General features: G+C 35.4%; 20 protein-coding genes. 17 read left to right on the top strand and 3 right to left on the bottom strand.

Annotation, left to right across the window (positions count from 1 at the left end; genetic code table 11):
* Window positions 1-24: 24 nt before the first annotated feature.
* The 3 genes from Q2T76_RS02680 to Q2T76_RS02690 form a co-directional block, all read right to left on the bottom strand.
* Window positions 25-1062: an aldose epimerase family protein gene (locus tag Q2T76_RS02680; protein WP_302083841.1), complete on the bottom strand. Its 1038-nt coding sequence runs from the start codon at window positions 1060-1062 to the stop codon at window positions 25-27.
* 2 nt (window positions 1063-1064) lie between these two features.
* Window positions 1065-2411: a sugar porter family MFS transporter gene (locus tag Q2T76_RS02685; protein WP_302083843.1), complete on the bottom strand. Its 1347-nt coding sequence runs from the start codon at window positions 2409-2411 to the stop codon at window positions 1065-1067.
* 144 nt (window positions 2412-2555) lie between these two features.
* Window positions 2556-3716, bottom strand: a complete 1161-nt coding sequence (locus Q2T76_RS02690) for an ROK family transcriptional regulator (protein WP_302083845.1) — start codon at window positions 3714-3716, stop codon at window positions 2556-2558.
* Window positions 3717-3906: 190 nt separating this feature from the next.
* Between Q2T76_RS02690 and Q2T76_RS02695 the strand changes: the two genes are divergently transcribed.
* The 17 genes from Q2T76_RS02695 (at window position 3907) to Q2T76_RS02775 (ending at window position 23071) form a co-directional block, all read left to right on the top strand.
* Window positions 3907-5358 carry an MFS transporter gene (locus Q2T76_RS02695; protein ID WP_302083847.1) on the top strand — a complete coding sequence of 484 codons (1452 nt, stop codon included), beginning with the start codon at window positions 3907-3909 and terminating at the stop codon, window positions 5356-5358.
* Window positions 5359-5370: 12 nt separating this feature from the next.
* Complete coding sequence (locus tag Q2T76_RS02700) at window positions 5371-7011, top strand: glycoside hydrolase family 43 protein (RefSeq protein WP_302083850.1); 1641 nt, start codon at window positions 5371-5373, stop codon at window positions 7009-7011.
* 20 nt (window positions 7012-7031) lie between these two features.
* On the top strand, window positions 7032-8369 hold the full coding sequence (xylA, locus tag Q2T76_RS02705; RefSeq protein WP_302083852.1) for a xylose isomerase: 1338 nt from the start codon (window positions 7032-7034) through the stop codon (window positions 8367-8369).
* Window positions 8370-8431: 62 nt separating this feature from the next.
* A complete protein-coding gene (xylB, locus tag Q2T76_RS02710) occupies window positions 8432-9940 on the top strand; it encodes a xylulokinase (RefSeq protein ID WP_302083854.1) in 1509 nt (502 codons plus the stop codon).
* 111 nt (window positions 9941-10051) lie between these two features.
* Entirely contained in the window at window positions 10052-11536 is a 1485-nt protein-coding gene (gene guaB / locus Q2T76_RS02715; protein ID WP_302083856.1) for an IMP dehydrogenase, read from the top strand.
* Window positions 11537-11649: 113 nt separating this feature from the next.
* Window positions 11650-12360 carry a helix-turn-helix domain-containing protein gene (locus Q2T76_RS02720; protein WP_302083858.1) on the top strand — a complete coding sequence of 237 codons (711 nt, stop codon included), beginning with the start codon at window positions 11650-11652 and terminating at the stop codon, window positions 12358-12360.
* A 311-nt stretch (window positions 12361-12671) separates the two neighbouring features.
* On the top strand, window positions 12672-13358 hold the full coding sequence (locus tag Q2T76_RS02725; RefSeq protein WP_302083860.1) for a response regulator transcription factor: 687 nt from the start codon (window positions 12672-12674) through the stop codon (window positions 13356-13358).
* 5 nt (window positions 13359-13363) lie between these two features.
* Window positions 13364-14458, top strand: coding sequence for a cell wall metabolism sensor histidine kinase WalK (locus Q2T76_RS02730; protein WP_302083861.1), 1095 nt, complete (start codon window positions 13364-13366; stop codon window positions 14456-14458).
* 15 nt (window positions 14459-14473) lie between these two features.
* Window positions 14474-15994: a UDP-N-acetylmuramoyl-L-alanyl-D-glutamate--2,6-diaminopimelate ligase gene (locus Q2T76_RS02735; RefSeq protein WP_302083862.1), complete on the top strand. Its 1521-nt coding sequence runs from the start codon at window positions 14474-14476 to the stop codon at window positions 15992-15994.
* A gap of 92 nt (window positions 15995-16086) precedes the next feature.
* The gene (locus tag Q2T76_RS02740) at window positions 16087-16539 is read left to right on the top strand and encodes a hypothetical protein (protein WP_302083864.1); all 453 of its coding nucleotides are present in this window, start codon (window positions 16087-16089) and stop codon (window positions 16537-16539) included.
* Between the two features lie 66 nt (window positions 16540-16605).
* Entirely contained in the window at window positions 16606-17466 is an 861-nt protein-coding gene (locus Q2T76_RS02745) for a metal ABC transporter solute-binding protein, Zn/Mn family (protein ID WP_302083866.1), read from the top strand.
* Between the two features lies 1 nt (window position 17467).
* The gene (locus Q2T76_RS02750; protein ID WP_302083868.1) at window positions 17468-18133 is read left to right on the top strand and encodes an ATP-binding cassette domain-containing protein; all 666 of its coding nucleotides are present in this window, start codon (window positions 17468-17470) and stop codon (window positions 18131-18133) included.
* Window positions 18134-18135: 2 nt separating this feature from the next.
* Window positions 18136-18930: a metal ABC transporter permease gene (locus tag Q2T76_RS02755; RefSeq protein WP_302083870.1), complete on the top strand. Its 795-nt coding sequence runs from the start codon at window positions 18136-18138 to the stop codon at window positions 18928-18930.
* 46 nt (window positions 18931-18976) lie between these two features.
* Complete coding sequence (locus tag Q2T76_RS02760) at window positions 18977-20155, top strand: LCP family protein (RefSeq protein WP_302083871.1); 1179 nt, start codon at window positions 18977-18979, stop codon at window positions 20153-20155.
* 63 nt (window positions 20156-20218) lie between these two features.
* A complete protein-coding gene (locus Q2T76_RS02765; RefSeq protein WP_302083873.1) occupies window positions 20219-21760 on the top strand; it encodes an ABC-F family ATP-binding cassette domain-containing protein in 1542 nt (513 codons plus the stop codon).
* Between the two features lie 85 nt (window positions 21761-21845).
* Window positions 21846-22607: a threonine/serine exporter family protein gene (locus Q2T76_RS02770; RefSeq protein WP_302083874.1), complete on the top strand. Its 762-nt coding sequence runs from the start codon at window positions 21846-21848 to the stop codon at window positions 22605-22607.
* 11 nt (window positions 22608-22618) lie between these two features.
* Window positions 22619-23071 (top strand): threonine/serine exporter family protein, encoded by a 453-nt coding sequence (locus Q2T76_RS02775; protein ID WP_302083920.1) that lies wholly within the window; start codon window positions 22619-22621, stop codon window positions 23069-23071.
* Window positions 23072-23255: the final 184 nt, after the last annotated feature.

Here is a 23255-nt window from a genome sequence, read left to right on the forward strand (position 1 = left end):
TTCATTTAGAATTAAGAGCCTTTTTTAGTTATGTGTATAAGCAATTTTTGTTTGGTAAGTGACACTTTGTCCTTTTTTGAGTAAGATATTGCCAAAATTTTTGTGATTAAGTGTGTCTGGTAATGTTTGTGATTCTAACGCAATTCCCTGATAAGGGTGACCTTTACCAGTAGATAGATTCATATCACTAGTAAATGAATTTGCGGTAAAAACTACCAATCCATTTCTTTGGGAATAAATGTCAATTTGATGATTGAACCGATTAGATTTCAGAGTAGCTATTGGGCAATCACTTGGTTGATCTATATAGAAAACATCATCAATCCCTTTTTCAGGAATAGATTGAAGATCCTCAATAGCATTTTTAAGAAAAGTAAATTTGTGGAAATCATAAGGAGTTCCTGCTGTTTCTTTGAACAATCCAGTAGGAATTTTTTCTTGGCCCATTGATAGAATCTGATGACTGTTAATTTTTAATTCATGATCAAGAATATTATCTGATTGTTCCAGATTAAAATATGCATGATTTGTCGGATTGAAGACTGTATCTTGATCAACCGCTTTTCCGTAATAATTAATAATTACTTCATTCTTGTTATTTAAGATATATTCGATTTCTACATCTAATACTCCTGGATAAGAATCATCTTGAGGACTGACTCTTTTTGAAAAAACAACGCTAACAGTATCATCAGTTTGAAAAGTCTCATAGTCCCAAATAAAAGAATGAAAACCAGTTTCTCCACCGTGGAGAGTGTTAGTATTTTCATTCTGGGATAGATTATAAGTAGTATCATTCAAAGTCAGTTTACCGGCTTTGATTCTGCCACCAGTCCGTCCAATACTCATTCCAATATAAAATGGGTTTGAATAATAGCTATCAATACTATTGAAATTCAACAATAAATTGATTTTTTTATTCTCTTCAACTGGAACGGAAAATTCATTCCAAATAGCTCCCTGACTCAGTAAGGATATTTGAAAATTATTATTGTTTTTTAAAACAATTTTTTCAACCACGTGGTCATTAAAACGACCAAAGTTTTCAATTAATGTTTTCATTTTTAATCCTTTTGAGCTTCTCTGAGTTGAGTTTCAATATCTTCAAGTGAGCGGTTACGTGTTTCAAAGACTTTAGAATGTACAAACCACATAGCAATGAAACATAGAACTGCATATCCAATAAATAGACTTCCTTTTCCAAACATGTTTAATAATGATGGGAAAGTTAATGAGACAATCATGTTAGCAGTCCAGTTAACAAAACTACCAAACGAATTTCCTAGACCACGAATGTTTAATGGGAAGATTTCACCAATCATAACCCACATAACTGGTCCCCAAGTTGCTGAAAAGACGGCAATATATACTGTCATAGAGATAACTGCGATCACAGCAGCAGTGAATGAGTCGTGAGAATATTTCAATCCAAAACTCATTACTAGTAATGAAATTCCCATGAAGAATCCACCCCAGATAAGCATTTTCTTACGGTCGATTTTGTCCATGATGACTACGGCAATTGCAGTAATGATAACGTTGAAAATACCAATTCCAATATGCGCGATTAATGCTGCACTTACGCCAAATCCAGCATCGGTAAAGATGGTTGGTGCGTAATAAAGAACTGTGTTACAACCCATTACTTGTTGGAAGATTGTTAATCCGATAGCAACAATTAAGGCTGGGCGAACAAAAGCGCTGAATAATTCCTTTAAACCACCATTTTGTAGAGCGGCTTGTTCTTTAATTTGTTTCAATTCGCTAGCAACAACTTCTTTGTCATTATGATTCATATTGTTAAGTACTTGTTCAGCTTCTTTAATTGCACCAGTTTTAACAAGAAAACGGGGACTTTCTGGAAGTAGCAAACCACCAAAGAATAATAAAGCTGAAGGAATAGCGGCGAATCCAAGCATCCAACGCCATCCAGTAAACATTCCTGAGAAGGTATAGTTAGTAATATAAGCAATTAAGATACCAGTCATAACCATCAATTGGAACAAACTTGAAACTGTTCCTCGTTTATCCGCTGGTGATAGTTCAGCAAGGTAAGTAGGTATTAGAGCAGAAGCAGCACCAACAGCCATACCTAAAACAATTCTGGAAATGATAAGAGTCCAGAATTCAGGAGCAAAGGCTGATCCTAAAGCTCCAATGAAGAAAATTAATGATGACAATAATAATAGTTTTCGACGACCAAATTTGTCGGAAGAAGGTCCGATAATAACGGATCCTAACATAGCACCAAGTAAAACGGCACTAACGACCCAACCTTGTTGCCAAGCATCAAGGCTCATTTGTTTTTCAATGAACAAGATTGCTCCAGAGATAACACCAGTGTCATAACCGAAGAGTAGTCCACCTAGTGCACCAAAAAAATATACAAAACCTGTAGATATTTTACGCATTAGAAAATCTCCCTCTATAAAATAAAATTCTTTAAGGTTAGTTGTCCGGATATACTAACGTTGTAAATATAAACCCATTCGATTTAATATGCAAGCGCTTTCTAAAATAAAAAATCATTCATTAGAATGATTTTAAAAACGTTTTTAATTATTAAAATTTAATTGATATTTGGTCAATCCTAGGACCTGGTGGGTGATTAGAGAAGCCCCGCCGTATAAAGGGGCGTCTTCGATCATCGAGGATAATTTGATGTGAGTTTTAATTTCGATGTTTGTTAAATCTATATATTGTTCTTTTATGTCATCCAGTAAATTGGGCATTTCTCCAATAATTCTTGATTGTAAGTAGATGACGGTAGGGCTAAAACTTCGACTAATATTAAATAAAATATATGCAGTAGCTCTGATAAATTCATCCATAATTTGATGAGAAATTTTGTCATCAGCACGGTAGTATTCTAAAAAATGATCTCGATCCATGTTTGAAAGGTGTTTCAAATTACCAAATTTTGAAATAATAGCATCTTCACTGTAGAGTGTTTCAATTGGTTGTGTTTTGGCCGTTTTTTCATTCGAAAAATAAAGAGTTCTTCCAATTTCACCAGCTTCGCCATCTTCTCCTCTATATAAAAGACCATTAATAACGATTCCGGCCCCAATACCATTATGGATGTTCAAAGCGATGAGGTTATCAATCTGATTTTTGGAGGTAAAATCTCGAGAAGCAATAGCCGCCAAGTTGGCTTCGTTTTCTAAGACAACCAATACGTTGAATTCTTGTAACTCCTTTACTAAGTCAACATTTTTCATGTCAATAAAAGGAGAATCAAGAATAGTGTTATTCGAGACAATTCCGTTTATAGCAATAGAAATACCCATAAGACCATTCATAGCACTAGGGATGTTAATTTCTCTAATGCTTTGTTTCATGATATCCACAATTTCATAAATATCCATATCCATGACAGGAATAGATGAGAACTTAATTTTTTCTCCGCTCAGCCAATTAATCATCATTCTTAAGTGATGATGGCCGAGTTCAAAATTAACCGTATAACCATAATTATGATTGAATCTGATAAGCGTGGGCTTTCTTCCACCGGTTTCAGTACTAGAGCCTTGCCCCATTTCAGTGATGTATCCACGAGTATTTAACTCATTGAAAAGAGAAGAAATGGTAGATTTATTTAGACTTAGTTGTTTGGCAATCTCAATTCGTGAAGTATCGGGATGATTGAACAAATATTGCAATGTCAGCTTTAAATTCAGATTTCTCATTGAATCTTGATTGATGGAATTTGGCATTATTTAACTCCTTAAAGAAACTTCTATCTTATATATAGTATCTAGTAAAGCGATATATTACCAGCAATATTTTTTAAAAATAGTACTTGCAAATAGAAATGAAAAGGGTTACATTAATTTATGAGGTTAGTTGTTTCGAAAAACAAACCAAAGATAATGACGTTTTAATTTTCAAGGAGAATGATGAATTATGGATAACAAAAATAACGAATTTGCTACCCTAAGTTTATTTGAACGAATTTCCTACGGTGCCGGTGATTTTGCACAAAACCTTGTGTTTGGTACTGTTGGTGGATTCTTACTTTTTTACTTATCGACCGTTAATGGTATCTCAGCTGCAGCTGGTGCCACAATCTTTTTGGTTGTAAGAATTGTAAATGTTTTTTGGGACCCATGGGTAGGAGCGTTTGTAGATAAACGAAATCCTAAGAATGGAAAGTATCGACCATATATTTTATGGTTTGGACTTCCTTTAGTTATTTTCGCAGGATTGCTCTTCTTACCTATTCCATTCCAAGATAATGGACTTAGAGTAGGGTACGCATTTGTTTCATATCTAGCTACAGCGTTAACGTATTCATTTGTGAATATACCTTATGGTGCGTTGAGTGCTTCACTTACTAGAGATAATGAACAAATTTCATTGTTAACAACAACACGTATGACAATGGCTAACACTGCTAACTTGCTGGTATACACTCTATTCCCACTTTTCGTACAAATGCTTTCACCAAATGCTCGTCAAACTGATACAGGACTATTTGGTCTGAAACTTAATTTAGGTGATTATGGTTTACACTCAGCAAGTGGTGCTTGGTTCAAAGTCTATGGTGTTTATATGGTCCTTGGATTGGCTGCTTTGTTGTTAACTTATTTCGGAGTTAAGGAAAGAATTGTTCCAACTAAAGAAGAAACAGACTCAGTTAAATATTCTGACTTAGCTGCTGAATTAGTAAGAAATAAACCTTTAAGAATTTTAGGTGCCTTTTTCTTAGTTGGATTTACCTTCATGTTTTTTGGAAATACTGTATGGCCATTTTATATGCAATATAACATTGGTCATTCTGAATGGATGGCATCAATTGGGTTAATCGGATCAATACCAGGAATTCTTTTAGTATTCTTATGGCCAATCGTTAGAAAATGGCTTGGAAAGAAACAATTCTTCTATGCTTTCTTAGCAATATTTATCCTTGGTAGTTTTGTACTTTGGATTTGGGGATTCTCACAATTTAAAAATTCTCCAGCTTTAGGATACTTAGGAAGATTTTTACAACAATGGGGATTAACCTCAGCTACTGGATATATGTGGGCTATGGTTCCAGAAGTAGTTTCATATGGAGAATACAATTCGAAAAAAAGAGTTGCTGGAATCATCAATGCTTTAATGGGACTATTCTTTAAACTTGGACTTGCATTAGGAGGAATTATTCCTGGATATATTAATGCTTTCTTCCAATTCGATGGTCAAGCTAAAACTCAATCAGCAAATGCTTTGATGGGATTACAAGTTTCAATGATTTGGATACCTATAGTATTAGCAGTTGTTGCAATGATTATCATGTCAAGATATCCATTATCAGATAAAGAAGTTGATGAAATTAATTTGAAATTACAAGATGCCAGAAATGGCGAAAAATAAGGAGATTGAATTATGTTGAAAATTTCTAATCCAGTCTTACCTGGATTCAATGCTGACCCAAGCATTATAAGAGTAGATGATACATATTATATTGCCAATTCGACTTTCGAATGGTTTCCTGGAGTTCAAATTCATGAATCAAAAGATTTAGTTAATTGGAGATTAATTACGCATCCGTTAAGCACTGTTAAACATTTAGATATGAAAGGTAATCCCGATTCAGCAGGTATCTGGGCACCAGATTTATCATATGCAGATGGCAAGTTTTGGTTGATTTTTACAGATGTGAAAGTTACCGATGGTCCATTTAAAGATATGCATAACTACTTAACAACTGCCACTGATATCAGAGGACCTTGGAGTGAACCTATTGAAGTTAACGGTGTCGGTTTTGATGCTTCTTTATTCCACGACGGAGACAAGAAATATTTAGTTCAACAAACTTGGGATCACCGAGAGTATAATCATCCTTTTGATGGAATTACTCTTACAGAATTTGATACTAAAACAATGAAATTGTTACCTGAAACTGCTCGTACTATCTATGATGGTACAGATGTTAAATTGGTTGAAGGACCACATTTATATAAAAAAGATGGATATTACTACATCTTTGCCGCTCAAGGTGGAACAGTCTTTACTCATCAAGAAGTGGTTGGTAGATCAAAGACGTTGGATGCTCATTCATTTGAAACTGAGCCTGGCGATGTATTCTTAACTAATTTTGATACTCCTGATAGTTATATTCAAAAACAAGGTCATGGAGCTTTAGTTGATACTCCAAGTGGAGAGTGGTATTACGCATCACTTTGTGCACGTCCATGGAATCATAAAAATGAAAGTGCTTATGATCCAAGAGGCTGGAGCACTTTAGGTAGAGAAACAGCTATTCAAAAAGTTGAATGGGATGACGAAGGTTGGCCAAGAGTTGTTGGCGGTCACGGTGGACAAAGATATGTTGATGGACCTAAAGATACAAAAGAACATAAATGGGAATCAACTTATCCAGAAAAAGATGATTTTGATAGTGACACTTTGAATGTTAATTTCAATACTTTAAGAATTCCATTTACTGAAAAATTAGGTTCGTTAACTGAAAAACCAGGATTCTTAAGATTATATGGAAACGAATCACTTGGTTCGACATTTACACAATCACATGTTGCTAGAAGATGGCAAGCCTTTAACTTTGATGCAGAAACAAAAGTTAAGTTTAATCCATTCTCATATCAACAATTTGCTGGACTAACTAACTATTACAACACTAAACATTTTTCAATGGTAGAAATAACTTGGGACGAGAAGAAAAAGAAACGAGTTATCGAAGTCATTGAAAACAATCGTAACAACTTAACAAGTTATCTAAAAGAAAATGCAATTGAAATACCTGATGAAGTTGAGTATGTATACCTGAAATCAAAAGTCAGAACTCAGAGTTATTCCTACGCATATTCATTTGATGGTAAGAAATGGACAGATATTCCAGTAACACTGGATGCCGCCATTTTATCTGATGATTATGTGGTACAAACAATGGGTGGTTTCTTCACTGGCGCATTCACTGGAATGGCAGCTGTTGATTACAGTGGATATCACCAACCTGCTGATTTTGATTATTTCAAATATACAGAACTTGATGACACAGAAAAATAGAAAAGGGAGAAAGAAATATTATGAGTTTATTTACACAAGAAAAAGTTAAATATGTTGGAACTAAAGGATTAAAAGCTGGAGATGGATTCCATTATTACAATCCTGATGAAATGATTAATGGTAAGAAAATGAGCGAATGGCTCAAATTCTCAGTTGCTTACTGGCACACAATGGATCAAAGATTAGTGGATCCATTTGGTGACGGAACTGCTCAAAGACCTTGGGACAACATCACAGATCCTATGGAACAAGCTTTGGCAAAAGTAGACTACCTATTTGAATTCTTAGACAAGATGAATGTTGAATATTTTGCATTCCACGATCGTGACCTAGCTCCAGAAGGTGACACACTACGTGAAACCAATGAAAACTTGGACAAAGTTATCGACAAGATTGTTGAAAAGATGCAAGAAACTGGTAAGAAAGTTCTTTGGAATACTTCTAGTTTATTCACTAACCCAAGATTCGTAGCTGGTGGTGCTACTGCTCCATTCGCTGATATCTTGGCTTACTCGGCAGCACAAATCAAACACTCACTAGAAATTGCTAAACGCGTTAACTCCGAAAACTATGTCTTCTGGGGTGGTCGTGAAGGATATGAATCACTTCTAAATACCGACATGAAGCGTGAACAAGAACATATTGCTAAGTTCTTCAAGATGGCAAAAGACTACGCTAACGAAATTGGTTACACAGGTCAATTCTTGCTAGAACCAAAACCAAAAGAACCAACATCACATCAATATGATACAGATGCTGCAACAACAATTGCTTTCCTTAAAGAATATGGTTTGGAAGATATCTTCAAACTTAACTTGGAAGGAAATCATGCTTACCTTGCAGGTCACACTTACGAACACGAAGTTAGAGTAGCTCGTGATGCTGGTCTATTAGGATCACTTGATGCTAATATGGGTGACAAGTTAATTGGTTGGGATATTGATGAATTCCCTAACGACATCTATGAAGCAACACTTGTTATGTATGAAATGCTTAAAGATGGTGGACTAAAGACAGGTGGTTTGAACTTTGATGCTAAACCTCGTCGTCAATCATTCACTATGGATGACTTGTTCCTTGCTCATACAGCAGGTATGGATACTTATGCTGCTGGTCTAAAAGTTGCTAGTCGTTTAATTGAAGACAAAGTATTGGATGATGTTATTACTGACAGATACAGTTCATTTGATTCAGGAATTGGTGCTGACTTCGAATCTGGAAAAGTTACTTTCAAAGAATTAGAAGATTACATTATTGATATACCACAAGAAAAATTAATTGAATCAACTAAATCTGGTCATTTAGAACAACTTAAAGCAACATTGAATAACTACATTTTTTCAACTTTAGGCAAATAGTTCGAGAAAACGAATAGACTTTTGTCTGTTCGTTTTTTTAATAACGTGAGAGGTATTTAGATATGAAAGTAGTTTTAGGTGTAGATTTAGGAACTAGTTCGGTGAAAGTTTCTGCTTTGAACAAAGCTGGTGAAATTGTTGCTCAAGAAAGTTATGATTATCCAGTTTTTCAAGAACAACCAGGTTATTCCGAACAAAACCCCGAAGACTGGGTTTTAGGAACGACGGTAGCAATTGTTAGACTGCTACTTAACGACGGAATAAGTGCTGATGAAATTGAAGGGATTTCTTATTCGGGACAGATGCACGGATTAGTTCTCTTGGACAAGGACAATAAGGTCATTCGTCCAGCAATCTTGTGGAATGATACTAGAACTACTCCACAAGTAAGAGAAATTGAAGAAAAAATGGGTGATCGTTTTATTGAAATTACCCGGAATCGTCCTTTGGAAGGATTTACTTTACCTAAGATTTTGTGGGTTAAAGAAAACGAACCAGAATTATTTGCGCAAGCAAAGACGGTTTTGCTTCCTAAAGATTATGTGAGATTTAGAATGACTGGTAAGTTAGGTATGGATTATTCCGATGCCGCCGGTACAGTTGTTTTAGACGTTAAAAACAAGCAATGGTCTGATGAAATAATTTCTACTTTTGATTTGCCAAAAGAAATTTTTCCAGAATTAATTGAATCAGTTGATGAAGTTGGCACAATTACAGAGAATTTTGCGGAATTTTCTGGACTATCAACGAAGACAAAAGTCTTTGGTGGTGCTGCTGATAATGCTGCCGGAGCAGTTGGTTCAGGAATTCTGAAACCCAACACAATTATGAGTTCAATCGGAACTTCCGGAGTTATGTTGAAGTATGAGAAGGATTCGTCAGTCGACTATCATGGTCAAGTTCATTTCTTTAACCACGCAATTCCTAACAGCTACTATGCAATGGGAGTAACACTTTCAGCAGGAGATGCTAATTCTTGGTTTAAGAAAACCTTTGGCGAAGATTATTCATTTACTGAATGGATGAAACTAGCTGAAGAATCAACAGTTGGCGCTAATGGATTAGTATTTACTCCATATCTGTCTGGCGAAAGAACTCCATATGCTGATGCGGATATTCGTGGGAGCTTCATTGGAATTGATCGCATGCACAAGAAGAATGATTTCATTAGAGCTGTCTTAGAAGGAATTATTTTTAGTTTCAAAGATATTCTTGATATTTTTGAAGAAAAAGATAGCAATATTGATACGGTTATTGCCATCGGTGGTGGTGCTAAAAGTGAGCTATGGCTACAAATTCAGGCTGATATTTTTAATAAAAAAGTCGTTACTTTGAAAAACGAACAAGGTCCTGGACTTGGAGCTGCCATGATTGCTGCTAACGGTGTTGGTTGGTTTGACACTTTACAAGATGCGGTTGATGCCTTTGTAAGTTATGACAAAGTTTATGAACCAAAAGCTGATAACTGTGCTGATTACGCAAAAATGTATCAAATCTATCATCAAGTTTATAGCCAAACAGAAAAGCTTAGCCATGAATTGATGGATTATAGAAGAAGTAATTTGAAATAATAAAAAACCTTTCTAACTTAATAGAAAGGTTTTTTATTATGCAGAGATAATTGTTGACGTGGCAAGCTCTGAAACGTAAACTAATACTTAAAAAATTAGGAGGATTCGATTTTGTCAAATTGGGAAAATAAGTTTAAAAAGAAGGGTTATACCTTTGATGATGTGTTGTTAATTCCAGCTGAAAGTCATGTATTACCAAACGAGGTCGACTTGTCGACTAAATTAGGTAACAACTTGAATTTAAAAACTCCTATCATCAGTTCTGGTATGGATACAGTCACCGAAGCAAAGATGGCGATTGCTATGGCCCGCCAAGGTGGAATGGGTGTCATTCATAAGAATATGTCCATTGAACGTCAAGCTGAAGAAGTTCGAAAAGTTAAGCGTTCAGAAAGTGGGGTTATCACTGATCCATTCTTTCTAACTGGTGATCGTTTAGTTTCAGAAGCTGATCAATTAATGGGCCAATATCGAATTTCTGGGGTGCCAATTGTTGATTCCCCTGAGTCAAAAAAATTAGTTGGTGTCATAACTAATCGTGATTTACGTTTTATAAGTGATTATAACGTCCCAATTTCTTCAGTCATGACAGCTGAAAAACTTGTAACTGCTCCTGCTGATACTAAGTTAAAAGAAGCCGAAGCAATTCTACAACAAAATCGAATTGAAAAACTTCCTTTAGTTAACGACCAAGGACAATTAACTGGTCTGATTACTATTAAAGACATTGAAAATGTTAAACAATATCCTAATTCAGCTAAAGATGACAATGGTCGTCTTTTGGTTGGTGCAGCAGTTGGTGTCACAAGTGATACTTTTGACCGTGCTGATGCTTTGATCAAAGCCAGTGTGGATGCAATTATTATCGATACTGCCCACGGACATTCTGCCGGGGTACTTAGAAAGATTTCTGAAATCAGAAAAGCATACCCAGACGTTACATTGATTGCTGGAAACGTGGCCACTGCAGAAGGTACTCGCGCATTATTTGATGCTGGTGTTGATGTTGTTAAAGTCGGAATTGGACCTGGTTCAATTTGTACAACACGTGTGGTTGCCGGTGTCGGAGTTCCCCAAATTACTGCTATCTATGATGCAGCTAATGTTGCTAAAGAATATGGAAAACAAATTATTGCTGATGGTGGAATCAAGTATTCTGGCGATATTGTAAAAGCTCTAGCAGCTGGTGGTAATGCGGTTATGTTAGGTAGCATGTTAGCCGGAACTGATGAAACACCAGGTGAGTTTGAAATTTTCCATGGTCGTCGTTTCAAGACTTATCGTGGAATGGGAAGTTTGGCTGCTATGTCTCATGGTTCAGCAGATCGCTACTTCCAAGACGGTAAGAACGAAGCTAACAAATTGGTTCCCGAAGGGATCGAAGGTCGTGTTGCCTACAAAGGGACACTGGCTGACACAATTTTCCAACAAGTTGGAGGAATTCGTTCAGGAATGGGATACGTTGGTGCGGCTAATCTTGAAGAATTACGAGAAAATGCTCAGTTTGTAGAAATCACTGGGGCCGGATTAGTTGAATCACATCCACACGATGTGCAAATTACTAAAGAAGCACCAAATTATAGTGTAGAAGATTAAAAAAGAAGAGTAACTTCTTTAGAAGTTCACTCTTCTTTTTATTATGTAACATATTCGTTGCTTGTTTTATACTGAAGATATCCTTTAACTTAAGTAAAACAGGAGATTGATTTATGGATTTAGGACAACGCTTAAGAAAATATCGTGAAAAGCAAAATTACTCTCAAGATGAATTGGCACAAAAATTGTTTGTTACTCGACAAGCTATTTCACGATGGGAAAATAATAAGACTATTCCTAGTCTTTATTCGTTGACACAGTTAGCCGATCTATATCAAATTCCTGTTGAAACATTATTGAAAGAGGATGAGTATACTGTGACTAAAAAAATTGATAAGCAAGTAAATCGTGGAAAAATCTATCGCAACATCATTTTAGGAGCAATAACAATTTTTGTTATTTTTCTAGGTGTTTTGAGTTATGGACGTGGGACGAACAATGACATAATAAATCGTTTTAATCCGTTTTTACCAATGAAAACTGAATACGGAATTGTCCCGGAGAAAACTCCTACAAAAATTGAAACAGTTGAAGTAGAGGGCAAAAATAAAAAAAGACCAGTAGCACAACCAGTCAAAGCATGGGTTACCAATAATCCTTTTGGTGATGGTGAGTGGTTAAAATTTGAAGTAGGAATGATACCGGAAAAAGGAATGAATTATGTGATTTTACAACATAAGGGTTCTTACGTGAAACAGGCTAAGCTAATTAAAAGAGAAGATATCCCAAGAATTATTAGACTTAACATTAGTGACGAATATATGAAATACGATGCAAAAGCAGAGCCAATTAATAGTTGGGAAAGATGGAATCCTTTTAAATAAAAAAGACCGCGTAGGCCTTTTTTTATTTTACTCGGAAACATTGGACAATTCCGTAGATTAAAAATCCGCCGCTGAAGATTTTTAGCAGATTAGAGACTAAGGCAATTCTCCCCGTATGTTGCATAACAAAGTCGTTTTTTGAGAGGGTAAAGAATAAGATTATCGCTGAAAAAATGATGATAAGAATGAATCTTGCACGTTTTTTTATAAAATTCATTTAAGTTCTACCTTTAATTAATAGTGGTTTTTTTAATGTTTGCTATAATATTAACATATGAGAGTTTTACTCAATTAATCTGAGGAGATTTATTATGAAAATCTTAGTCGTGGATGATGATAAAGAAATTGTTGAATTATTAAGCATTTATGTAAAAAATGAAGGCTATGAACCAATTACGGCTTTTTCGGGGCAAGAAGCTATTGAACAATTAGAAAATAATCCTGACATCGCATTGATGATTTTGGATGTGATGATGCCAAATATGACTGGAATTGAAGTGATTAAGAAAGTCCGTAAGGATTCACAAATTCCAATTATTATTGTTTCAGCAAAAACTGCTGATATGGACAAAATTCAAGGACTTATTACTGGTGCTGATGATTATGTATCAAAACCATTTAATCCTTTGGAAGTTATGGCGCGTGTCAAGTCATTACTTAGAAGAAGCGAACAACAAGCTGCTCAAGATGTTCCTGACAAATTGGACATTGGTCCTGTAACTATTAATAAGGATTCACATGAAGTGGTAACTTCTGATGGTAAAAAAGTTCAATTAACCGCTCTTGAATTTGGGGTTCTATATTTATTAGCAAGTCATCCAAATCGAGTATTTTCTGCAGATGAAATATTTGAACGTGTTTGGAAACAAGAGAGTGTCATTTCTGCTAAAACAGTTATGGTGCACGTGAGTCACTTGCGAGACAAATTAGAAGAAGCAACTGATGGCGAAAAAGTTATTGAAACTGTCTGGGGCGTCGGCTACAAGGTGGAGGCCTAAGCTGAATGAGTAAAAAAAGTATCAAATTAACTACTCGGCAAACATTCGTGTTAATCCTAATGGGGGTTGGCACTTTTTTGTTATTAACTGGAATTGAATATTTTTTGTTCCAACCAATGATCGATGCTGATTTTCAATTTTTCTTTGATTATGAACTTGATTTAACAGCCTGTTTAGAAATTTGGGCAAAGTGGATTTTCTTACTTATAGTCAACTTGGCAACCGCTTCTTTACAGGTCAGAAGACAGTACAAAAAGTATGAAGTTAGATATGTAACAAATGCCGTTCATGAGAGTATTGACGGCAGTATGAAACAATTAGATATTAAAGTTAACAAGAATTTACAAACAACGGTATCGGCAATTAACTTATTAATTACTAACACTACTAAACTGGTCGAAGATGAGCGTGAGCTAGAGAATAGTAAAGATGAATTAATTACTAACGTGAGTCACGATATTCGAACACCTTTGACTTCAATTATTGGTTACTTGGGGTTGATTGAGAATTCTCAGAATTTGGGTAAAGAAGAAATTGCTAAATATACTCATATTGCTTATTTGAAATCGCAACAAATGCAAGTGTTAGTTAATGACTTATTTGATTACACCAATGCGCAACATTCTGATGCGGTATTAAATATAAGTGAGTTTGATATGGGCCAATTGATGGAACAATTTGCCGCCGAATATGAGTTAGAAGCTAAGAAGAGAAATATTGAAATAATTTCGCAAACTGATCCACAAGTTTTCAAGATGAAAGCTGACACTGATAAACTAGGAAGAGTCTTTAATAACCTGATTTCTAATGCCTTTAAATATGGAAAAGGTGCCAAATATATTTGGCTAGAAGCAGTGAAGAATAATGAATACGCAGTTATTCGAATTTCTAATGATGGAAAGAAAATTCCTAAGGATTCACTAGACTCATTATTTGAAAGATTTTATCGCGTTGAAGAATCTCGTTCCAAAGAGACCGGAGGAACAGGTTTGGGATTGGCAATTGCTCAAAGCATGGTTGAGATGCATGGGGGTAAAATCATGGTAGAATCAAATGATAAGAAGACAAGTTTTATTATTTATCTACCTTTAGAAAATTAATTAAGTAGGTGCGAAATGAACATATCAATCAAAGAGGCAATCAAGTTGTTACGAACTCACGAATTACTGGTGAGTGTGGAAGCCAATGAAAATCTAGTCAATGATTATATTAGTTACAATTCCAAAGACATCAAAGAGAATACCATGTTTTTTTGTAAAGGGATGTCTTTTAAAAAAGAATATTTACAAGAGGCAATCACTCAGGGAGTGACAACTTATGTTTCAGAAGTTAAATATGACGACGTTGACGATGTTAATGCCATTATTGTGACTGACATTCAAAAAGCAATGGCATTATTAAGTGCCATGTATTTTGATAATCCTCAAGAACGATTGTTTATCATTGCTTACACCGGAACTAAGGGAAAAACCACCTCTGCCTACTTAACCTACTCAATTCTAGAAAAAATGAACCAACAAAAAACCGCCTTGATTTCAACCATGGATACTATTGTGGGTAAAGAACCAGAAATGAAATTCAAGTCGAAGCTAACCACACCTGAATCGCTTGATTTGTTTAGAGAAATGCGGGCGAGTGTTGATAATGGAATGACTCATCTGGTTATGGAAGTTTCTTCGCAGTCATATAAGAAGAATCGAGTTTATAACTTACAATATGACGTGGGAATCTTCTTAAATATTTCTCCTGATCATATTGGGAAAAATGAACATCCAACATTTGAAGATTATCTTTACTGTAAAAAGCAGATCATGGCTAATTCAAACATCTGTATTATTAATAAGGACACCGAACATTTTGAAGATGTATACGATGAAGCAAAAAGTCATGTAACTGCTGAAAATATTTATCTTTATTCGCAGACAGAAACCGAGGTTGATTTCCAGTTCATTGATCAAGAAACAGAACCTACTAAAGGGAAGTTTCAGTTAATTGCTCAAAGTGATAAGGCTAAGAAGATGGGTATCGAAGCCGATTACTTAGTTAATTTGCCGGGTGTATTTAATGAAAGCAACTCAACCGCTGCTGCAATAGCTACTAATATCGCTGGTGCTAATAGGACGGAAATTGCTCAAGGTTTGGCTGAAACGGTCGTTCCAGGAAGAATGGAAGCAATTAAAACTAAAAAACATGGTTTTGTGTATATTGACTATGCTCATAACTACGCCAGTATGAAAGCTCTATTGAGTTTTGCCAAAGAGAATCATGCAAACGCCAAGATTATTGTCGTAGTTGGTAGCACAGGCGATAAAGGAATTTCTAGACGTGAAGGTTTTGCCAGAGCTTTGAACGAATATGCTGATGAAGCGATTCTAACTACCGATGATCCAGGATTCGAAAATCCACAGGACATTTGTGAAGAAATTGATGCCAAAGTTGATCATCAAAAAGTCACTACAAAAATTGTTTTGGATCGAATTTCAGCAATTTCGCAAGCGTTAGAGATGAGTAATGAAAATAGTATTGTTATAATAGCTGGCAAAGGGGCAGATCCTTACCAAAAAATTAAGGGTGTCGATGAGCCTTATCCTACTGATGCAACGGTTGCGCGAACAATTTTAGACGAAATTGATTAAATATTAAGAAAAATGTTAAATTAACAAATTTTGCTTGTGTTACAGTTGTGTTACAGATATGATATAAGGTATCAGGAAAGGGAATGATAATTATGATTAAGAAAATTTCTATTCTAGCATTAAGTATTTTAGCTATTTCAGTAGCTGGATGTGGCAATCAAGCTAGTTCAAGTTCAGATAATGATAAACCAAAAACTGAACAAACTAAGAAGAAAAAAACTCCTGCAAAACCAAAGACAGATACAACAACTGAAAACGATAATCAGACTGATACTAATACAGATAACAATACGCAACAAGAAAACGAAAATAACAACACCAACACAACTCCTACGGTTAATATCACCAATGGAAATGATGCTGTGAAATATTTGTTAGATAAGTTAACAATTGATAAAACAGGACTTTCTGCTTTATATAACGGAACAGTTACTGATAGCAATGGTGCTTCAGCATACTTGATTAACTTGTATCATCAAGGTGAAGGCGCTCCATTCTCACAATATCGTGTTTACTCAAATGGTGTCTATACACAAGTTTGGTAATGATTTAAAATAGATAAGTGAATTATTGCTTATCTATTTTTTTGCTTTTTTAAGAAGGAAGGTCTAATGAAGAAATATCTAACAAGTTTAGTTTTAATTTTAAGTTTATTAATTGTTGCAGGATGTGGGAGTCAAGCCAATTCTGGTAAACACAAAGATGTGACAATCGTCACCTCAATTTCAACCTATGCTGATATTGCCAAAAATATCGTCAAAGATCATGGGGATGTTGAGGCGATTATTCATTCTGCCAATGTTGATCCACATGACTTTAATCCTGATACCAAAACAGCCAAGGAAGTTGCTGAGGCTGATATTTTAATTGCCAATGGTTTAGGATATGACGATTGGATTTTGAAATTGAAGGATCAAAGCGACTTAATCAATGTTAGCAAGGATATTGCCAAGCTCTCAGATGGTGAAAATGAACATGTTTGGTTTGATATCCATTATATGAAGAAACTGGTTAAAACTATTACTGAGGAAGTTTCTAAAAAAGATCCTAAACATAAGAAGTTATTTGAAAAGAATTCTAAAAGTTATTTAACAAAATTAGATAATATTATTGCTCGTGAAAAAACTTTGAAACAGAAGCTAAATGGAAAAAGAGCATACGTTAGCGAACCAGTCTTTTCCTATTTATTAGAAGATGTTGGTGTTAAGATAGAAAATAAAAAATTCGCCAAAGCAATAGAAGATGGAACCGATCCAGCGATTTCAGATATGAAAGAAATGGAATCTGGACTTCGCAATCATAAGGTTGATTTCTTAGTGGTGAATAAGCAAGTTGATAGCAATGTTGTTACCAAGATTGTTAAGATTGCTAAAGAAAATAATGTGCCAATCATTTATGTAACAGAAACATTGCCTGCCAAGACAAGTTATGTTGATTGGATAAATGGATATTTAGACAAACTAGGGGTTTAATTTGATAGAATTTAAGGATTTAAGTAAAGAATTTTCTGATAAAAAATTATTTGAGAATGCCAATTTCACCATCAATGATGGTGATTTTGTTGGTGTTGTAGGAAAAAACGGTTCCGGGAAAACAACTTTAATTAAGATTTTGATGGGGCTGGAAAAACCAAGTTCAGGAACGATAAAACTTTCCAAGAGTAAGTTCAAATTTGGATACGTCCCTCAATTTCGTAACATTGATAGTGACTATCCCTTGAGTATCGCTAGTTTCATTGAACTTAATCTGAAGAAGTCGGGAATGATTTTTAAGAATCAAACCGATAAAGACAAACTTGCTCAGGCTTTGGAGCAAACCGGATTAACTGAAATCAAAGATTTACCTTTAGGATTGGCTTCCGGCGGAGAGAAGCAAAAAGCTTACTTGGCTCAAGCAATTGTTAATAACCCTGATGTTTTGATTTTGGATGAATCAACCGCGAGTTTGGATGGTTCAGCAAAAGAGAAGTTGATGGAAGTTGTGCAAAAACTTAACCAAGAGCAAAAATTGACGGTGATTTTTATTAGTCATGATTATTTATTGGTTAAAGAGTATGTTCAAAAGTGTCTCTTTTTTGAAAATCATCACATTGATATGAAAGATGTTTCTGAATTGAGTGAGAAGGTGTTTGAGGATTGAGTATGTTTCAATATGAGTTTATGCGTCAAGCGTTTGTTGCTAGTACTTTTATTGCCATTACCTGTGGGGTAGTTGGTGTATTTGTAGTTGCCAGAAACATGTCTTTTCTTTCACACACGCTGTCAGAAATTGGCTTTGCTGGGGCAGCTTTTGGAGTGTTAGTAGGCATTGCTCCATTAACAGGGATGATTTTGTTTACGTTAGTTAGTTCTATTCTGGTAGGTTCAATGAGTTCACAAAAAGAGCGAAGTGAAGCTTCAACTAGTGCTATTTCTTCTCTATTTATTGGAGCTGGGATTTTATTCTTGGCACTATCGGCCAAAACAAGTAGTTATGCTACCAATATTTTATTTGGAAGTATTGTGGGTATCAGCAAGGAAAATCTATTAGAACTAATAATTTTGGCAGCAGTTGTTCTTATTACTGTAATGCTGTTTTTCAAGAAACTAACTTTTGACTCTTTCGATTCAATTGGTGCTAAAGCCGCTGGCTTACCAACGATTTTTCTATCGGTAATTTTCTTGATTACTGTGGCATTATCAGTTAGTATTGGTGCTCAAGTTGTAGGATCACTGCTAGTTTTTGTTTTACTGACTTTACCCGGAGCCACAGCTAAATTCTTTGCAAGAACAATCCCTGGATTGTTCGCAGTATCGATTGGGCTGGCATTAGCGGGTGTGTGGTTAGGGCTTGTTTTAGGTTATTACACTAATTTACCGGTGACTTTCTTTATCTCAATTTTTGAAGTTTTAAGTTATTTTATAGGTTTGTTAATAAATCGAATCAAGACAAAATAAGAGTGATATAATGCAAATCATTAAACCTGTTTAGTAGAGGAAACAAATGAGTAATCAATATCAAAATGATGAGCCACGAATGTCTCGCTCTCAAAAGTTACAAGAAGGTAAAAAAAGACGAAGCCGCAAAGGTGTGATTTTTAAAGTATCACTTCTGTTCTTAACCATAATGCTTTTTACTGTAGGTGCTTATGCAGTTCGTCTGCTTTCACAAACTCAAAATGCTTTGGGGAACTCATACCAACAAGTTGCTGGTAAATCAGTTTCCAAGAAAATTTCTCAAAACAAACCATTTAGTATCTTATTAATTGGTGCAGATACAGGTGGAATGGGAAGAACAGATCAAGGAAATTCTGATACACTAATTTTGGCAACTGTTAATCCTAAGAAAAAAGAAACCAAACTAATCAGTATTCCGCGTGATACCTTAACAGAAATCAAAATTCCCACGAAATTTGCTTCTGAAGGATCAGCAAGTTTAAATGGTTATACTATTCAAAAAGTAAATTCTGCTTACAGTATGGGTGGATTGTCACTAGCAATAAAAACAGTTGAAAGACAACTAAATGTACCAGTTGATTATTACATGATGGTTAACTTTTCTTCGTTAACAAAAATTGTAAATGGTATTGGTGGCATCACTGTTGACGTACCTTTCACCTTCACAAGTCGTGCCACTGGCGGACAGTATTTTAAAAAAGGAAAAATGTTTTTGACAGGGGATAAAGCCTTGGCCTATGCGCGAATGAGACATGAAGACCCCGAAGGAGATTACGGTCGTCAAAAACGTCAACGTCAAGTTATTGAAGCAATCATTCAGAAGCTACTTTCTGCAAATACTTTAACAAAATATCAGAAGGTTTTGAATAGTATTTCTGGTTCAATGAAGACTGATTTAACTTTTGATGATATGACAACCTTAGCTTCTAGCTATCGCGGAGCCGCTAATAATATGAAATCGGACTATGTTCATGGGAACAGTGTGACACTACCCTACTCTAATTATCCAAGTGGTCTAAGTGTTGAAATTCCTTCAACGGAAGAATTACAAAGGGTTTCGGATATGGCTAGAAAACAATTGGGACTGGAAACAAGGACTTTAGACACCGAGATGACACGTCAAAATGAATTGAATGAAGAAAATGGTTTTGTCTTCGGTGGTTATGGACAATATCATATTTATTCAAAAAATTATGACACAGCAATTACCGTTCCATTCCTATAATATACAAAATATAAAAGTCGTGGCTGCTCTTATAGTCTCGACTTTTTTAATGCAGAGGTAATAATGAGTGTTTTAACAATAGAAAACTTGAGTCATCAATTTTTAGATAAGAAACTTTACGATGACACAAGGTTACAATTAAATAAAGAAGATCACATGGGAATTACTGGCCAAAATGGTGTCGGTAAGAGTACCTTAATCAAAATTTTGACGGGTCAAATTGATGCTGATGAAGCTCAGATTTCATGGCAAAAAAATATTTCTTTGGGATATTTGGATCAGTATGCCAAATTGACTCCTGGATTAAGTATTCGAGATTTTTTGAAAACTGCTTTTGATGAGATGTTTAAAAAAGAAGCTCAAATTTTAGAAATTTATAGCAATAATCCTAATGATGAAGAATTACAAAAAGCTGGTAAACTCCAAGAAACTTTGGATATATCGGGATTTTACGACATTGATACCAAAATTGAACAAGTTGCTACCGGGCTAGGGATTGATGCCTTGGGTTATGACAACGATGTGTCGGAGTTAAGTGGTGGGCAACGTTCAAAAATTATTTTGGCGAAGTTGTTGTTGCAACAACCAGATGTCTTGTTACTAGACGAGCCAACAAACTACTTGGATACGAACCATATTGAATGGTTGCAAGGTTATTTGAATAACTTTGAAGGGGCATTTATCGTTATTTCTCACGATTACGACTTTTTAGAAAAAATAACCAATTGTATTTGTGACATTGAATTCGGCAAGATTACTAGATATACCGGTAGTTTGAAGCAAGCTTTCAAGCAAAAAGAAGAGAATAAGAAGACTTATTTGAAAGCCTATGAAAATCAACAACGAAAAATTGCCAAAGAACAAGCCTATATTGCGAAGTTCAAAGCAGGGTCTCGTTCGAAAAGCGCAAAAAGTCGACAAAAACAATTGGATCGAATGGAAGTAATCACACCTCCAGAAAGCCGACCAATCCCTAAAATCTCGTTTCCTTATGAGGTGACGGCTCACAGTCAAATGCTGATGGAAACCAATAACCTGGTGATTGGTTATGACAGCCCAATTCTCAAAAATGAGTTTAACTTTTCAATTATTTCTGGTGAAAAATTAGTTATTAAAGGTTTTAACGGAATCGGTAAATCAACCTTAATCAAGACTTTAATTGGTGAGATTCCTTCAATTTCGGGAACTGTGGCAGTTTCACCAGTAATAAAGATGGGTTATTTCAAGCAAGATTTGAAGTGGGACAATAAGTTCGACACGCCTTTTGAGATACTCAAGAAGTTACATCCAGAGGCAGAGCAAAAAGTGATTCGTCAAAATTTGGCGAAAACCGGATTGACGGCTCAACAAACATTATCACAAATCCACACTTTGTCTGGTGGCGAACAAACCAAAGTCAAAGTGGCGGATTTGATGTTTAATGATGCGAATATTTTGTTTATGGATGAGCCAACTAATCATTTAGATGACGACTCAAAAAAGTCTCTTCAATATGCGCTAGCTCATTTTGAAGGAGCTGTTGTCTTAGTGACACATGAGGAAGATTTCTATGATAGTAGTTGGATTGACAAGGTGATAGATATTGAATCGTTAAGTAAATCTTAAAAAGACTTTCAAATAGGGAAGTCTTTTTTACTTTTAGTAGAGTAATTTATATAATGAGTTGATTAGTTTGTTATGGAGAATTGTTATGGAAGAAAAGAAACAAGCAGAAAAGATTCTAAGCATTTGTCTTTTAGCCGGTAAAATTATGGTCCAAAGTGGATCTGAAATGTATCGAGTTGATGACACGATGACCCGCATGGCTAACGCCAGTGGCTTAGAAAATGTGAATGTATTTAGCACGCCGACCGCCATTGCTTTGGGAATTGACGGATCTTCAGGGATGCAACTTAAACAAATTAAAACTAGAACGATTAATTTGGAAAAAGTTAACCGCGTTAACGAATTGTCCCGTAAGTACGTGGCTGGTGACATCAGTCTGGATGAGCTGGCAATTAAATTGAGATACATCGAAGAAGATGTTCGTGATTTTCCGTTTTGGTTGCAAGCAATTTCGGCTGCTGTGGTGTCATCGACTTTGATGATTCTTTTTGTTGATGAATATGATTGGGTCGACTTTCCAATCTCTGCTGTCTTAGGAACGGTGGCCTTTGTTTTGTACACGATTGCCAATAAAAAACTCAAACTAAAATTCATGTCAGAATTTTTTTCTTCTATAGTAGTTGGTCTTTTAACGGTATTAGGAGTACGTCTTGGACTAGGACATAACGTTGACAACATTTTAGTCGGCGCCGTGATGCCTTTAGTGCCTGGAGTTCCTTTAACTAATTCATTGCGTGACTTATTGGAGTCACATCTACTAGCAGGAATTGCCCGTGGTGTTGAAGCACTCTTGAGTGCTCTGGCAATTGGAATCGGAATTGCTGTTGTTTTAAAAATTTTCTTGTGAGGTGATTGATGATGAATATTTTTGTTGAATTACTTATTCAAATAACATTTGCATTTGCTGCGACAGTCGGTTTTGCTGTTATCATCAATAATCCGAGAAAAGCACTTTTGGCATGTGGAATATCTGGAGCAGCTGGCTGGTTAGTCTATTGGTTTTTCTTCCATTTAGGAATTGGCAGGGTATTTTCGAACTTCACAGCAGCATTAGTTGCCGGATTATTGGGGCTAGTTTTTGCCAGATATAAAAAAATGCCAGCTATTTTATTCAATATTCCGGCCTTGGTTCCCTTGGTGCCAGGAGTTTCAGCTTATAAAGCAGTTAGGACTTTGGTTATTGGCAATATGGACCAAGCAATCCAGCTATTAGTTGTCGTAGCAATGGTTACAGGCGCTATTGCCCTTGGTTATATGGTGGCTCAGTTGATCAATGATGCATACTTTAAAATAAAGAAATTATTAAATTGAGTAAAAGTGTTGACAATAGCCGTTTTTGGATGATATTATATTTAAGCTGTTTAAAACAAAAACGACTAATTCGTTTAACGAAATATATTTAAATAACTTCGTGAAATTCCTTGACAACACTGAATTTTGAAGATATGATATATAAGTTGTTTCAAACAAGCGACAAGGTAGACCTTTGAAAACT

Source organism: Lactobacillus sp. YT155 (genome assembly GCF_030504545.1).
Lineage (GTDB): Bacteria > Bacillota > Bacilli > Lactobacillales > Lactobacillaceae > BQUT01.

What these genes read in the sequence shown, in the direction of transcription:
- Q2T76_RS02680 (WP_302083841.1), bottom strand. Translation starts at nt 1,062, where the DNA reads ATGAAAACATTAATTGAAAACTTTGGTCGTTTTAATGACCACGTGGTT.
- Q2T76_RS02770 (WP_302083874.1), top strand. Translation starts at nt 21,846, where the DNA reads ATGGAAGAAAAGAAACAAGCAGAAAAGATTCTAAGCATTTGTCTTTTA.
- Q2T76_RS02695 (WP_302083847.1), top strand. Translation starts at nt 3,907, where the DNA reads ATGGATAACAAAAATAACGAATTTGCTACCCTAAGTTTATTTGAACGA.
- Q2T76_RS02745 (WP_302083866.1), top strand. Translation starts at nt 16,606, where the DNA reads ATGAAGAAATATCTAACAAGTTTAGTTTTAATTTTAAGTTTATTAATT.
- Q2T76_RS02735 (WP_302083862.1), top strand. Translation starts at nt 14,474, where the DNA reads ATGAACATATCAATCAAAGAGGCAATCAAGTTGTTACGAACTCACGAA.
- Q2T76_RS02740 (WP_302083864.1), top strand. Translation starts at nt 16,087, where the DNA reads ATGATTAAGAAAATTTCTATTCTAGCATTAAGTATTTTAGCTATTTCA.
- Q2T76_RS02725 (WP_302083860.1), top strand. Translation starts at nt 12,672, where the DNA reads ATGAAAATCTTAGTCGTGGATGATGATAAAGAAATTGTTGAATTATTA.
- Q2T76_RS02690 (WP_302083845.1), bottom strand. Translation starts at nt 3,716, where the DNA reads ATGCCAAATTCCATCAATCAAGATTCAATGAGAAATCTGAATTTAAAG.
- Q2T76_RS02730 (WP_302083861.1), top strand. Translation starts at nt 13,364, where the DNA reads ATGAGTAAAAAAAGTATCAAATTAACTACTCGGCAAACATTCGTGTTA.
- Q2T76_RS02685 (WP_302083843.1), bottom strand. Translation starts at nt 2,411, where the DNA reads ATGCGTAAAATATCTACAGGTTTTGTATATTTTTTTGGTGCACTAGGT.
- Q2T76_RS02760 (WP_302083871.1), top strand. Translation starts at nt 18,977, where the DNA reads ATGAGTAATCAATATCAAAATGATGAGCCACGAATGTCTCGCTCTCAA.
- Q2T76_RS02775 (WP_302083920.1), top strand. Translation starts at nt 22,619, where the DNA reads ATGAATATTTTTGTTGAATTACTTATTCAAATAACATTTGCATTTGCT.
- xylA (WP_302083852.1), top strand. Translation starts at nt 7,032, where the DNA reads ATGAGTTTATTTACACAAGAAAAAGTTAAATATGTTGGAACTAAAGGA.
- Q2T76_RS02720 (WP_302083858.1), top strand. Translation starts at nt 11,650, where the DNA reads ATGGATTTAGGACAACGCTTAAGAAAATATCGTGAAAAGCAAAATTAC.
- Q2T76_RS02755 (WP_302083870.1), top strand. Translation starts at nt 18,136, where the DNA reads ATGTTTCAATATGAGTTTATGCGTCAAGCGTTTGTTGCTAGTACTTTT.
- Q2T76_RS02700 (WP_302083850.1), top strand. Translation starts at nt 5,371, where the DNA reads ATGTTGAAAATTTCTAATCCAGTCTTACCTGGATTCAATGCTGACCCA.
- Q2T76_RS02765 (WP_302083873.1), top strand. Translation starts at nt 20,219, where the DNA reads ATGAGTGTTTTAACAATAGAAAACTTGAGTCATCAATTTTTAGATAAG.
- xylB (WP_302083854.1), top strand. Translation starts at nt 8,432, where the DNA reads ATGAAAGTAGTTTTAGGTGTAGATTTAGGAACTAGTTCGGTGAAAGTT.